Here is a 14,126-nt window from a genome sequence, read left to right as displayed (position 1 = left end):
GGACGTTCTGAAGACCCGATATGCGAATAAAGATTTTCAGCGCCAGAAACATACAGGATGCCCTCGATCAGGTCCGCAAGACCCTCGGGGAAAATGCCATTATTCTGGACAGTCAGGAGGAAGGCGACCGGGTTAAGATTACCGCCGCTGTGGAGGCGCCGCCGCCCCGGGTCAACCCCCGGGTATCGCCGCCGCCCAAACCGACCCCCTCCCCCATACGAAAATCTTTAAAGGAACTGGAAGAAGAGCAGCAGTCCGGAGAACTGGATCTGGAGTATTATCTCAGCCATCACGGCCTCAGCACCAGCCTGAAATTGCGTCTTCTTGACTTTGCCGCCAGCGTGGAACGCGAAAACAGCCTGATGGCGCTGGCCTGCGCGCTGGACAGCCTGTTCCACTTTGATCCACTGAATAATGACTATCAGGACCGGCCGGTCATGCTGGTCGGACCGCCGGGTGTGGGCAAAACCGTCACGGCCGCCAAACTGGCCAGCCAGGCCGTACTGGACAACCGGCCGGTGCGGCTGGTCAGTACCGACACACTGCGCACCGGCGGTCTGGCGCAATTGGAAGGATATGGTCTGGCGCTGAAACTGGCGGTTGCCGAAGCCGCTTCGCCCGAACTTTTGGCCGACCTTCTTGGAAGCAAAAAGAAGCCTGGCGAACTGACCATCGTCGACACCGCCGGATATAATCCCTATTCCGACACGGAAATTGCCGAATTACATCGTTTTATTACCGCCGCGGACGTGGAACCGGTACTGGTATTGACAGCCGGAACCGATCCCGTCGAGGCTAGGGAGATTGCCGAAACCTATGCCGCCCTGGGCGTGCGCCGTTTTATTGGGACCCGGCTGGACGCGGCCCGGCGTTATGCCAGCCTTCTAATGGCCGCGGACGGTGCGGGACTGACTTTTGCCGGCGTCGGTATTACCCCCTACTTGGCCGACGGCATTCAGAAACTGGATGCGGTGCAGCTGGCGAAACTTTTGACCAAAATTCCCAAACGGCAAAATATACAAAACCTGTCTGCGGCGTCCCCAGCCACGGACAGCTCTCCTGCTCCCTCCGATGAAACCCCTGATGAAAATCTGCAGGGAGCCCCCGAAGATATCTCCGAAGAAAACAGACCCGAGGAAAGCAAACACTCATGAGCTCTCAAGCCCCTGTTGAACAAAAACTGATTACAGTTGCTTCCGGCAAGGGCGGTGTCGGCAAAACCTGGTTGTCGGCAACCCTCTCTCACACCCTGGCCCGCAACGGACACAAGGTCCTGCTGTTCGATGGTGATCTCGGTTTGGCAAATATCGACATTCAGCTTGGCCTTATGCCGGAAAAGGATCTCGGCATGGTGCTTACCCGGAAAATTCCTCTGGAGGAGGCCATCACTCCCTTTGTCGATGAAAGCAACCGCAAAACCGTCTTTGACGTTATTTCGGGACAGTCCGGATCCGGTGCGCTCGCCTCGCTGCGACAAGAACCCCTGGGCCGGCTTGCCCGGGACCTGCGCGCCATCAGCCGAAATTATGACTTCACCATCATGGATCTAGGGGCCGGAGTGGAAAACTCGGTAACCACGCTGGCCCAGGTTTCCGACAAGGTGATTGTGGTGGTTACCGGCGATCCCACATCGCTGACCGACGCCTATGCCTTCATCAAGGTCACACGCATGCGCAACCCAGAAGCTCCCGTTGCCATTGTGGTAAATATGGTCAAGGATCGCCATGTAGCCACACGCATTTATGAAACACTGAAAAAAGCCTGCGAAAACTTTCTGAAATTCACGCCCGAGTTTTTGGGGCCAGTACGTCAGGACGATCATGTGGTTTCCGCTATCCGTCATCAGCAACCATTACTCAGCCGCCATCCCGTTTGCGCCGCTGGCGAAGACGTGGAAGCCATTTCGCGGAAACTATAGGGCCATTCCCCTTTTTCACTGGGCCTGACCCGAAGTATTTTTTGGCTAAGGCCACGAAATATGTGTACAATTTGCCTGAACTCTGCTGAAAGCGAAATGTGATGAGATGAGCGAAATCGGCGGCCCGCAAAAACCGGACTTCAGTCCCCAGGAAAGCCCCAACCGCGTGACCCCTGCGTCCACCACCTCGGACCAGAGACCGCGACAGGAGGCCACAGGGCATTCCGCCCCCCGTGCGGATAATGCCGGGGAAGCCGACAAACCCATCCCCCATCACGATCCCGCGGTCACCTTGTCCGCTTCCCTCCTGCATCTACGAGCCGGCAGCAACTTTACCGCCCGAACCGATGGCCTTGATGTGGAAGGCCGTCAGACCCTGGCAACCGACAGCGCTGTTTATCTGGTGCAAAGCAAACCGGAAATCGAAAAGGCCCTTGCAAAGTTATCGCCGGGGACGGCGGTGATGGTAAAAATTGACCAGGTGGACAAGGAAATACGGGCCACCCTCATCCCGGTTAGAAACGAGAAACCCGGGGACACACCAGGCAGTTCGGACACTTCGCTGTTTCAACCGGTTCAGGTCAGCCTGACCCTGATCAAAGTCAAAGCCGGGTTCACCACCCCCCAACACCCGGCACAGGAAGACGCTTTTTCCCCGCCAGCCGGGTACCAATATCAGGCCAGCACCCTTTACCGGGCCGAACAAATCGCCCGCAATATGAGCGGCAATATGGAAAATTTTCCGCTACCCACCTCTGGTACCGCTTATACTTTTTTTGAAAAACCCGTCCCGGCTTCCCCACCGCCGGATCATGGCAAAACAGCCCCCGTTGCGCCGGAAACAGCCACCAAATCCATTACGCCACCCCTAAGCCCGAAAATCACCGCCACCCCCTTATTGGCCCAGGAACAAACCCCACCCCCCGTCGCATCACCACCGCCTGCCGCTGTTCAGGCCGAACTTGAAACGCTTCTGAACCGGGAGCTGTTGGCCACGGTTGTCAAAACCTATCCCAATCCGGCCTCCTCCCTGCCCAGCTTCGTGGCCCGGGAAATCGGGCTGGACAGCATACTGGACCGTCTGCCTCAGGGAAGCCATTTCAGTTTCAGGGTGCACGCGGTGGCCATCCCCCATGTCCAGCCGGCCGAAAATATTGATCCCCGGGACGCTTCCCAGCAGAGACCTTCTTTTTCTTCTTCGGAGCCTGAGACCACCGAACAAACGGCCGCCGCCCAACCCGCTGCGCCGGCTTCCCCTTCCACCCCAGTCTCTGCCCCGTCCCCTGAAACATCGACGGCCCCGGTGATTTCCGGGATTGTTCTGGCGCCGGAGGATTCCTTCCGGCGATCCCCCCCGCCCCCTGCCGCCCATAGTTATGGGGGGAGAGCTACCCGCATGCCAACCGGCGCAGCTGCTTCGAGTCCCAAGACTCATTATCTGGCAACCCCGGTATCCATTATCAAATTCGAAAGCAGTGCAGAATTGCCGCCGGGCACCATTGTCAGTTTTACCCCCCTGCCCCGACAGGCCCCCGAAAGTTCCGCATCCTCTCTGGAAAAGCCCGCTGGAACTGCGGCTACAGCTGTCTCCGTCAGCGCCACACCGCCATCCTCCCTACCTGCCGACGTCCCATCTTCGGATCCAGCCGCTGTAGAAGGAGCCCCCCTCCCCCCCTCACAAACGGCAGCGGCATTACCGGCGCAACCCTTGGACAGCCTGTTTCAAAACTGGCAGGCCCTAAATGACATCATGGCGATTCTGGCGGCACAACAAAATACGGCCCCTTATACCCTGATGGGCAGTCGCCTGCCCAACCTTCAGTCTCCTCAACAGATGAGCAGTACCCTGTTGTTCTTTATGGCCGCCCTTGGTGCACCACAGCCCGCCCGGACCTGGCTTGGGCCCGAGGTCAGCGCACAGCTGCAAAAGGTTGGGCAGCAGAAGCTTCTGCGACAACTGGACCATGATATGCGCCGCATCGCCAGGCTGGGCGCAGAGGCTCCGGCTGGTGACTGGCGCCCGGTGCTTTTGCCCGCCTATAATGGGCAGGAGGTGACGGCCCTGCCCATGCTGATCCGCCATAGCGGACAGGAAAAGTCCGAAGAAAACAATGATGAGACAGCCGGCGAAAACCGGGAGGTATCTGTCCATACCACGCGGTTCATCCTTGATCTTGACCTGAGCCGTTATGGCCACTTGGTCCTGGATGGCATGCTCAGGGAAAGGCGGCTGGATATTATTCTGAAATCCGAAAATATTCTCGCCGACACTGTCAAAAAGGATCTGACATCACGGTTTACGTCTGCGCTGGAAGGAAGTGGTTTTGCCGGAGAGCTTCTGTTTCATGATGGCAGACCCACAGATATTTCGGTAAAAAAGATTATTGAATCCCACATTCACCAATCGGACCTGGATACATTGACGATTTAAGGGACCATTTAAGGCATTCCATCAGCAAACAACCGGATTCCCATGAAAAAATTACTGATTTCCCATAACAATCCCGACAAAAGACGCGATTATGTGATCTCCCTTCGCAAGATTGTGACGTTCAATCACAACAGCTATGTGTTCACCCTGCGTTATGTGCCGGACAAGCTGATCCTGCAGCATGGAGCATTTGATGACTATCTGGAACAATGCCAGATTCTGGGCCAGCTTCCGGAATGGACCACACCTGAAGGATTGGCCCTGCATGTTCTGGAAGACATTATGGATGAAATTGTGCCTAAATGGGTGGGGCTCAGCATCGTCCGCAAGGGAGAGGATGGGGGCCTTGAGGTCAAAATCGCCGTGGAGGACCGCCAGCCGCAATGGCATGACGAAGCCCTGCTGCAACGCCTTGCCGTATAGAGTGAATTAAGACAACCTATTCACAATTCACTCTAAATGCCCTGCTGACAGAATCTGATTTCGTTTCTGGCGATGTTTCGTTTCTGGCGATGTTTTTGGGGGGGCGCTCAGGCGCTTGCGCGGTTTTTACGCCGATGCATCTGCACCGCCAGTTCGTCAAGGTCAGCCTGCTGGCGCCGGTGAGCCTGGGCCCGGCGACGCTCCTGCTCCCGCCGCTCGACGATTTCATATTTCTTCATTTCCTTGAAGGCTTCGGCCACCTGCTCTTTCATGTCTTCGATGGACGCTTCAATCTCGTTTAGGGAGTTTTGCAGATTTTGCTGCCGCTGCATCACCGAGGTTGCATAATTGGCATAAGCAAAATCCACCACCGGCGCGGCCGCCGCCTTTTGCTGTTCAAATGATAATTGCTCCGCCAGAAGCGCCTTCTGCCGCAGCAGATCGTCACGCATCGCCTCCAGATCGTTTAACTGACGCCTTTTTTCATCCAGCTGCCACTTGTGTAACCGGATCATCCCCTCCAAACCTTTAACCATTTGCGCCTCGATTGTCCCTCTTTCTTTTTAATCCTGCATTTATTCCGAACCTGGACGTCGGTTCAATATTTCCGCCAGCCTTTGGTACCCTTCCACCAGGCTGCTGCGTTCCGTTTTTTGTTGCGCCAGAAATTCTTCCAGCGCCGGATGATAAAATATCGCCTCGTCAACCTCCCGGTTGGCCCCGGAGCGATAAGCCCCCAAGCGAATCATCTCTTCCATGTCATTATAGTCCGCCAAATATTTACGAGCGGTAACCAGAAGCTCATTTTCCTCTGATGTGTTGCACCCCGGCATGGTACGGGAAACAGACCGTAGCACATTCACCGCCGGAAAGCGGCCACGTTCCGCAATAGACCGATCCAGAACAATATGGCCGTCCAAAATGCCACGCACCGCGTCGGATACCGGCTCGTTATGATCATCCCCTTCCACCAGCACGGTAAACAATCCGGTAATGGATCCGCCCCGGCCTCTGAGCCCCGGCCCCGCACGTTCCAGAAGACGCGGTAGTTCGGAAAAGACGGTAGGCGTGTAGCCTTTGCTGGCCGGTGGTTCGCCCCCGGCCAGGCCGATTTCCCGCTGCGCCATGGCGAACCGGGTCACACTGTCCATCAGGGTCAGTACATCCATGCCCCGGTCCCGAAAATATTCACTGACCGTGAGCGTCAGATACGCCGCCTGCCGACGCATCAAGGCAGTCTCGTCCGACGTGGCCACCACCACAACACTGCGCGCCAGTCCCTCTTCCCCCAGATCATCCTCAAGAAATTCCTGCACCTCGCGCCCCCGTTCCCCGATCAAACCGATTACCGTCACATCGGCGCTGGCATAACGGGCAAACATGGACAAAAGAACGGATTTCCCGACACCTGATCCGGCAAAAATCCCCATACGTTGCCCCTTGCAGCAGGTCACAAAAGTATTAATGGACCGCACCCCAAGATCAATCTTTTCCCCGACCCGCTGACGCAAATGCGCCGCCGGGGGCTGGGCCCGCACCGCATAGGATTCGGCGCCGTCGCGGATCGGCCCCCTGCCATCAATGGGTTCCCCCATGGCATTGACCACCCGCCCCAGCCAGCCTTCGCCCGGATGCACCACGGCCACTTCTCCCTCAATGAAGGCCTTGCAGCCCACGCCCACACCTTCAAGCATGGAAAAGGGCATCAGCAGAGCCCGGTCCGCATGGAAGCCCACCACTTCGGCAGGGATCACCTTGTCCTGACGGGACAGAATATTAACCCGCGCTCCAATGCTCAAAGAGCGCTGCGCGCCGGCCACTTCCACCAGCAATCCCTGAACACCGACCACCCGGCCATAAAACTTCCAGGGCTGTATCCTGTCTATTTCTGTTTTAAGCGTAAACACCAGATCCCCTGTTTTCTGTGGGTCGTTTCGGGCGATCATTCCGATTATGCCCTCATATGGCCTCAGCAGCCCATACCCCGGCACTCATATTGTCGTATCAACGTCGCCCAGTTTGGGTTTATCACCAGTTTGCGTTTATCATAAGAGAAAACCCCCAAATATCACAGCCTTTATTAATAAAAAAACGGATCTTGACCAGGACAAATCTTAACATGTATTCATATACATGAATAAATAAAATCATCATATTTTACAAATAGTTAAGACAACAAATCACATTTTTGGAAATTAATCATCCTTAAAATCTCCTTACAGATCATCACAAAAAAACAGGTTTGGTTACCATTTGTTAACTAATACTGTTAAAAATGGTTAATGTGAAAAGGGCCAAACAGCCAAAAATTAACCATGCAAGAGAACTTTGAAACAATGTTGACCGGTGGAGTTAACAGAATAGGGGTTTGAGAAATGCGCGTTTTATTGATTGAAGACGATCCGTCCACATCCAAAAGCATCGAACTGATGTTGTCGGCAGAAGGATTTAACGTCTACAGCACCGATCTGGGCGAGGAAGGCATCGATCTTGGCAAACTGTATGACTATGACATTATTCTTCTTGATCTCAACCTGCCGGACATGCACGGCTATGATGTCCTGAAAAAACTGCGCATGGCCAAGGTCAACACCCCGATCCTGATCCTGTCAGGCATGGCTGAGCTGGAAAACAAGGTTAAGGGGCTGGGCTTTGGTGCCGATGACTACCTGACCAAGCCGTTTTATAAAGAAGAACTGGTGGCCCGGATTCAGGCCATTATCCGCCGTTCCAAGGGACATGCGGAATCCATTATCCGTACCGACAAGCTGGCCGTGAATCTGGACACCAAAACCGTAGAGGTCGATGGTCAACGGGTACATCTCACTGGCAAGGAATACGCCATGCTCGAATTGCTTTCCCTGCGTAAGGGCACCACGCTTACCAAGGAAATGTTCCTCAATCACCTTTATGGCGGCATGGATGAGCCGGAACTGAAAATCATTGATGTTTTTATCTGCAAGCTGCGCAAGAAACTGGCAGCCGTCAGCGGTGAAAACTATATCGAAACCGTCTGGGGTCGGGGTTATGTGCTGAGAGATCCTAGTGAAAATTCAGAGGGAATGGCCGCAACCGGCTGACCCTCCTCCTATAACCAAATTGCGAAATCTCCGGTAAAGATAAAACGCAATTGATAAAAACTTAAGGACCATTCCTTTTCCGAATGGTCCTTTTTTATACCTCATGCATGTTATACTTTATACATGCCTCATTCGTCTAGAGTGAATTGTGAATAGGTTGGTTCAATTCACTCTAGATCCTGACCCTAGCCTACCTTGCGCAGCGCAGGCGCATCAGAAGTCATATACATTCCGCGGTGACCGGCAACGGGTTTGAACTTATCGCTCACCCCCAGGACCGTTTCCGCCGCTCCCAGAAATAATGTGCCATCTTCGGGCATCTGGGAACGTATCCGATCAAGGACCTGGGTTTTGGTGGCCTGATCAAAATAAATCAGCACATTCCGGCAAAATACCACATCAAACTGTCCCAGAATGGAAAAATTATCCAACAGATTAAACGGCCGATAAGTGACCATGTTGCGAAGTTCCTCGCTGATCTGCCACATTTCCCCCACCTGGGTAAAATATTTAATCAGCATTTTGATGGGGAGCCCGCGTTGCACTTCAAACTGGGAATAAAGACCGGCCCGGGCCTTTTCCAGAACCTGCTGGGACAAGTCCGTCCCTACGATCTCTATGTTCCACCCCTGCAACTTGGCCTGCATTTCCTTCAGGGTAATCGCAATAGAATAGGGTTCCTGCCCGGTTGAGGCCGCCGCACACCATATACGCAAGCGTTTGACATTGCTCCTTGCGCCCAAAAGTTCCGGCAACACCTTGTCCCGAAGATGGTCGAATGGCGTATTGTCGCGGAAGAAGAAGGACTCATTGGTCGTCATTGCTTCCGTGATTTCATTCAGCAGATCTTCCTTGCGCCGCAACCTCACTTCATTAATCAGATCATCAAGGGTTTCCATCCCTTTCTGGCGGGCAATGGGGGTGAGACGACTTTCCAGAAGGTAGACCTTATCCTCTGTAAGAACCAAACCGGATCTTTCTTTGAGAATACTGCTAATCAACTGAAAATCTTCTGTTCTCATGCCGCCTCTCCATTGGCAATCGCTACTACTTGGGGTCCAATTTCATCCAGCGGCAACAAGGCGCTGCACAACCCGGCTTCACTCACCGCGCCCGGCATTCCCCAGACTATACTGGTCTGCTGATCCTGAGCAATAATGGTTCCCCCCGCGGCCACGATGGATTCGCTGCCTTTCAGACCATCCTGCCCCATCCCGGTTAGAATAACGCCCAGCACAGCCGGCCCGAACACCTCCGCCAAACTGCGGAACATCGGGTCCACCGACGGGCGACAGAAATTTTCCGGTGGGGTTTGGATCAAACGAATTTTTTTCACACCGTCCTCTTTAACGACCGTCATATGATATTCCCCGGGCGCCACATAAACATGCCCGGTCTGCAAAACATCCCCATTGCGAGCCTGTTTGCAGGGCAGTCCCGTCGCCCGCGCCAGATGATCGCTCAAAATGGCCGTAAAACTTGCCGGCATATGCTGGGTAATCAGGACAGGCAGGCGTAAATTTTCCTTGATGGAATTCAAAAATTTCAAAAGTGCCTGCGGTCCGCCCGTAGAGCTTCCCACTCCTATAATCCTCGGGCGTGTGGAAGAGATGGGACGTAGCGCTCCTTGCTGACGAAAAGCCGCCCTGACTATCCCTTTAACAGCAGAAGATGACCTTTGATCAGGTTGAAAAACCTCTCCTCCTGTCTGCTGCCTTTTGGCAGCCGCCAGGCTCACAACCTTGCTGATCAGTTCTTCCTTAAAAGACAGGGATGTCGTGACTTCCCGACTGCTTTCCGGCTTGGAGACATAATCAGCGGCCCCCATTGACAGGGCCCTGAGACTGATTTCCGCGTTGCGCTTGGTCAGGGTTGACGCCATTAGCACCTGAACCCCGGGCTGCGAGGCCAAAATTTTGGGCAATGCCGTCAGACCATCCAAAACCGGCATTTCAATATCCAGAATGACAATTTCCGGATCGCTGTTTTTCAGGTTTCTCAGCGCCATTTCGCCATTGCTGGAAGTGTTGACGACTTTGATATGTGGTGTAGCTTCCAGCCATCGGGCAAATAACCCCCGCACAACGGCGGAATCATCCACGATCATGACACGGTATGGCCCCGTTCTACGAGGGTGTGTAGGGTATTCAATCTTGTCGGAAACGGACGAAATCACTTTACAGCAGTCCTACCTGAGAAAACTTAGACTCAATAATCTCACGATCAAAAGGTTTCATAATATATTCATCAGCCCCGGCAGAAATGGCGGCGCTGATATGGCTCATATCATTTTCCGTGGTGCAGAAAACCACCACCGGTTTATCGCCTCCCGCTGTATTGCGCAGTGTTTTTAGAAAATCCAAGCCATTCATCACCGGCATATTCCAGTCCAGAAGCACAACATCAGGCATCGCCTTTTTACAAGCCGCAAGCGCATCCTCGCCGTCCACCGCTTCGATGACCTCGAAGTTCAACTCCTCCAGGATCCTTCTGGCCACTTTCCTAATGACTTTTGAATCATCCACAACAAGACAGGATTTCATTTCTTTCTCTCCGATTTTTTATCTGCCGCTCGTTATCCGGCCGCCGTTATGCGGCAACTGTTTGATCAGCCCCGAAATTCAGTAACTTATGCACATCCAGGATAACGAGAAGCTCACCCTCCAAGCGAAATATTCCGCCGGAAACCTCTTGCCAGCAGGGATCGAGCGTCACAGGATTCCGCTCAAAGGAATCCGCCGGTAAAGACAGAACATCCCCCACACTGTCAATAAGAAGACTGTAAGGCTCTCCTTTATACTCCACAACGACACTCATGCTCCCTGCCCCGGCTTCCCGGTCCGGCAATCCCAACCGTTTCCGCAGGTCAATGGCTGTTACAATACGCCCGCGCAGGTTGAGCACTCCTGCCACAGAAGACGGCGCCAAAGGAATTTTGGTGATTTTCTGTTCTGAGAGCACATCATGCACACTGAGTACGGGAATACCGCAAAGCTGGCCGGCAAGGCGAATGGTTACAAAATCGTTATTGTTTGTAATGTCTACCATGACTATATCCTCTTAGGCCACAGTTTAGGCCACACTGGCTTTGTTGTTGATCTGATGGGTGATCGTCTCCAGCAGCATTTCCCGATCAAGTTTGGTCACATAATCATTAAACCCGACCTCACGGCCCCGGGCGAAATCCTGTGCTGTGGCATGGGACGACAAGGCCACCAGCGGCACATCCTGCCAGCGCCCGCTTTCGCGCACCTGCTCTGCAAAACTGAACCCGTCAATCTCCGGCATCTCAATGTCACTGATAATCACATCGAAATCCCGGCCTTTTTCTCTTAGCACAAGCGCCTCTTTGGCCGTGTCCACAGCTGTCACCTCATAGCCGGCCGCTGACAACAACGGTCGGATCATGTTGAGGAAAAAAGGACTGTCGTCAACGATCAGCACTTGCGAGCGCTTATGCGATTGATGGGCAGCATCAGCGCGTCCTGAAGGCCCGAACTTGCCAAAGGCTTTCTCGATATAATAGGCCACATCAATGACTTCCGTCGCCTTGCCGTTAATCACCGCTGTCCCGATCTGACCTTCAATTTTGGACGCCAGTTCCACCTCCATACGGTCTTCCAGAATGTCGATGATTTCGTCAACAACCAGACCCATGGTTTGGTCTCCATCCGTGAACACCAGCACCGGCTGCCGGCCGCTTTCCTTCATGGCGAAATCCTCAGAAATCTTGACCAGCGGCATCAGCTTCCCGCGATACTGGACAACGGGCTTGCCATCCGAAGTTTCGATCTTGTCAACATCCACTTCTTCAAGACGGGCCACCAACGACAGCGGCACGGCCCGCTGGGCCCGGTCGCCGGCGCGGAACAGCAGAATGGCTTCACGATCATTAATCAGAGAAGCTTCATAATGCGCGGTCTCGCGCTCCGCCTCCGCATCGGAAATATCCGACAGAACATCACCCGTCTGGGCCGCAATGCCATTGGGATCCAAAATCATAATCACGCTGCCGTCGCCCAAAATGGTATTGCCGGAATAAACACTTATATCCCGCAAGATCGGGGCCACAGGTTTGACCACGATTTCCTCGGTATCGTAAACTTGGTCCACCACGATCCCAAAGGTAAAGGCCCCGACCTGGGTAATCACAATAAAGGCTTCGCGGGAAGTGATGTCTTCACCATCCTCGCTTTCAAAACCCAGAACCTTTTCCAGACAGATCAGCGGCAGCAAACGATCCCGCAGCCGCAGAACCGGGGTCCGGTTGATATATTCAATACGGTGATCCGCATCTTCCGAAGTGCGTACAAGCTCCAGAACGCTGATCTGGGGAATGGCGAAACGTTCTTCCCGACATTTGACAATCAGAGCGGAAACAATGGCCAGCGTCAGAGGAATTTTGATGCTGAAACTGGTGCCTTTGCCTTCAATGGATTTCAGATCAATGGTGCCACCGATTTTTTCAATATTACTGCGCACCACATCCATGCCCACCCCACGGCCGGACACGCTGGTGACTTTCTCCGCCGTGGAAAACCCTGGATGGAAAATAAATTTCTGAATCTGCTGGTCCGACATTTCGGCCAGTTCGGCTTCCGTCGCCAGGTCGTTTTTCAGCGCCTTGGCTTTCAGCTTTTCAACACTCAGGCCCGCCCCGTCATCAGTAATTTCGATAATAATGTGTCCGCCTTCATGGAAAGCGTTCAGACGGATGGTTCCCGTTTCCTTTTTCCCGGCGGCCCTGCGGACATCCGGCGTTTCAATGCCATGGTCTGCGGAATTGCGCACCATATGGGTGAGCGGATCCTTGATCAGTTCCAGCACCTGACGATCTAGTTCCGTATCCGCGCCCAACATCTGAAGGTCAATCTTTTTGCCCAGGTCCACCTGAAGATCGCGGACAATCCGTGGCAGTTTGGCCCAGGCATTGCCAATCGGCTGCATGCGGGTTTTCATGACCCCTTCCTGCAACTCCGTCGTGCATTGGCTCAGCCGTTGCAGGGGCACGGAAAACTCACTCTCTCCGGACCGGCGCAGGATCTGCATCAACTGGTTACGGGTCAGCACCAGTTCACTGACCATATTCATCAGATCCTCAAGTAACTGCACATTCACCCGGATACTCTGATTGGCGACGCTGCTTTCCCCATTGGAGGGAGCGGACGCAGTCGACGTATTTTCCGCTTCGTTTTTTCTGGCAGATGCCGGAGACTTCTGAGTGGCCGCGGATGTCACCTTTGACTCGGCCTGCTGAACGAGGGTGACGGCCTCATCAATACAATCGGAGGCCACGTCCACCTCGTTCAGCACCGTTTTAAGGTGCTCAACGATCTGGGCAAATTGCCCCGACGTGATCCCCTTGGCAATCATCGGGGCAAAGGCGGTCTTTGGGTCCCCGCCTACCGCACCGGTTTTGAAAGTTTCTTCAAGAAAGGCCGCTACTGCCTTTTTGCTGGCCTGAAGGTCGGCTCCCTGAAGCAAGGGTTTAAGGGCCGCATCCCCCAGGATTCTGTTATGCAGGAGGTGAGAGATCACGCTGATTGTCTCGCTGCTGCCGATCTGATCAAACAGCGATCCCTCACGCACAGGGGCAGAATGCCCTTCTTCTTCCCCGTCCACCAGATCATCAGGCCCCGGAGCCGCCTGGAAAGCGGCTTCGAGTTCTTCCAGAGAGACTTCCCCCGGCACCGATCCCACAGTGGAAACAGGTTCCGGAAGAACAGCATCATCTTCGGCGGAAACGGAACCGGCATCAGATTTTTCAGTCCCCGTTGCGGTGCCCGCCTCCCCGGATGCCATGGCGTTCAGCTGGGCAATAATTTCGCTGTCATCGCCGGAGGGTTCCTCCTCAGTGGCCTCAAGTCCGGCCAGGATTTCCTTGATCCGGTCAAGGGATTCCAGAATAAGGGTCACCGCCTCAGGGGTAACACTGATTTCACCATCACGGAATTTACCCAGAACATTTTCGGCGGCATGAGCTACGGCCTCAAGACGGGGCAATCCCAAGAAACCGCACGTTCCTTTAATGGTGTGGACGAGCCGGAAAATATTATCCAGAACAGCCTTGTTATTGGGATCTTGTTCGAGGGTAACCAGTTCCACATCGACAACATCAAGACTTTCTGCCGTCTCCGTCAGAAACTCGTTTAACAGATCATCCATAGCTCTTAACCTTCTTCCTTGGACAGGGAACTTTTTTAGTTTCCCTTAAGATGGGAGAAATTGGTTAAAAAGCTGTAAAGTAATCCGTTTTAAAATACGCTTTTGAAGA

12 protein-coding genes are annotated in these 14,126 nt (G+C 53.8%); 5 read left to right on the top strand and 7 right to left on the bottom strand.

Annotation, left to right across the window (positions count from 1 at the left end; all coding sequences use genetic code 11):
• The first annotated feature begins 20 nt into the window (after nt 1-20).
• The 4 genes from FE788_RS05920 to FE788_RS05905 all read left to right on the top strand — a co-directional run bounded on the left by FE788_RS05920 (nt 21) and on the right by FE788_RS05905 (nt 4,772).
• Complete coding sequence (locus tag FE788_RS05920; RefSeq protein ID WP_138379775.1) at nt 21-1,154, top strand: flagellar biosynthesis protein FlhF; 1,134 nt, start codon at nt 21-23, stop codon at nt 1,152-1,154.
• A complete protein-coding gene (locus FE788_RS05915; protein WP_138379774.1) occupies nt 1,151-1,918 on the top strand; it encodes a MinD/ParA family protein in 768 nt (255 codons plus the stop codon). The genes FE788_RS05920 and FE788_RS05915 overlap by 4 nt, the downstream gene beginning before the upstream one ends.
• 106 nt (nt 1,919-2,024) lie before the next feature.
• On the top strand, nt 2,025-4,349 hold the full coding sequence (locus FE788_RS05910; RefSeq protein WP_138379773.1) for a hypothetical protein: 2,325 nt from the start codon (nt 2,025-2,027) through the stop codon (nt 4,347-4,349).
• 42 nt (nt 4,350-4,391) lie between these two features.
• On the top strand, nt 4,392-4,772 hold the full coding sequence (locus FE788_RS05905; RefSeq protein WP_138379772.1) for a hypothetical protein: 381 nt from the start codon (nt 4,392-4,394) through the stop codon (nt 4,770-4,772).
• 107 nt (nt 4,773-4,879) lie between these two features.
• On the opposite strand, the gene FE788_RS05900 is transcribed toward FE788_RS05905, so the two are convergent.
• Both FE788_RS05900 and fliI read right to left on the bottom strand, forming a co-directional pair.
• Nucleotides 4,880-5,287, bottom strand: a complete 408-nt coding sequence (locus FE788_RS05900) for a flagellar FliJ family protein (protein ID WP_168190297.1) — start codon at nt 5,285-5,287, stop codon at nt 4,880-4,882.
• Nucleotides 5,288-5,347: 60 nt separating this feature from the next.
• Nucleotides 5,348-6,718 carry a flagellar protein export ATPase FliI gene (gene fliI, locus FE788_RS05895; protein ID WP_138379770.1) on the bottom strand — a complete coding sequence of 457 codons (1,371 nt, stop codon included), beginning with the start codon at nt 6,716-6,718 and terminating at the stop codon, nt 5,348-5,350.
• A gap of 429 nt (nt 6,719-7,147) precedes the next feature.
• On the opposite strand from fliI, the gene ctrA reads away from it, so the two are divergent.
• A complete protein-coding gene (ctrA, locus tag FE788_RS05890) occupies nt 7,148-7,852 on the top strand; it encodes a response regulator transcription factor CtrA (RefSeq protein ID WP_138379769.1) in 705 nt (234 codons plus the stop codon).
• Between the two features lie 185 nt (nt 7,853-8,037).
• Here the strand turns inward: ctrA and FE788_RS05885 are convergent, their stop codons facing one another.
• The 5 genes from FE788_RS05885 to FE788_RS05865 all read right to left on the bottom strand — a co-directional run bounded on the left by FE788_RS05885 (nt 8,038) and on the right by FE788_RS05865 (nt 14,017).
• Entirely contained in the window at nt 8,038-8,874 is an 837-nt protein-coding gene (locus FE788_RS05885) for a CheR family methyltransferase (RefSeq protein ID WP_138379768.1), read from the bottom strand.
• Complete coding sequence (locus FE788_RS05880; protein ID WP_138379767.1) at nt 8,871-9,959, bottom strand: protein-glutamate methylesterase/protein-glutamine glutaminase; 1,089 nt, start codon at nt 9,957-9,959, stop codon at nt 8,871-8,873. The genes FE788_RS05885 and FE788_RS05880 overlap by 4 nt, the downstream gene beginning before the upstream one ends.
• Before the next feature lie 70 nt (nt 9,960-10,029).
• Entirely contained in the window at nt 10,030-10,395 is a 366-nt protein-coding gene (locus FE788_RS05875; RefSeq protein WP_138379766.1) for a response regulator, read from the bottom strand.
• Nucleotides 10,396-10,441: 46 nt separating this feature from the next.
• Complete coding sequence (locus FE788_RS05870; protein ID WP_138379765.1) at nt 10,442-10,900, bottom strand: chemotaxis protein CheW; 459 nt, start codon at nt 10,898-10,900, stop codon at nt 10,442-10,444.
• A 24-nt stretch (nt 10,901-10,924) separates the two neighbouring features.
• A complete protein-coding gene (locus FE788_RS05865) occupies nt 10,925-14,017 on the bottom strand; it encodes a chemotaxis protein CheW (RefSeq protein ID WP_168190296.1) in 3,093 nt (1,030 codons plus the stop codon).
• Between the last annotated feature and the right edge of the window lie 109 nt (nt 14,018-14,126).

Origin of the sequence: Luteithermobacter gelatinilyticus, from assembly GCF_005849285.1 — a bacterium.
GTDB lineage: Bacteria > Pseudomonadota > Alphaproteobacteria > Sphingomonadales > Emcibacteraceae > Luteithermobacter > Luteithermobacter gelatinilyticus.
This window is presented reverse-complemented; position numbering and strand designations above follow the sequence as displayed.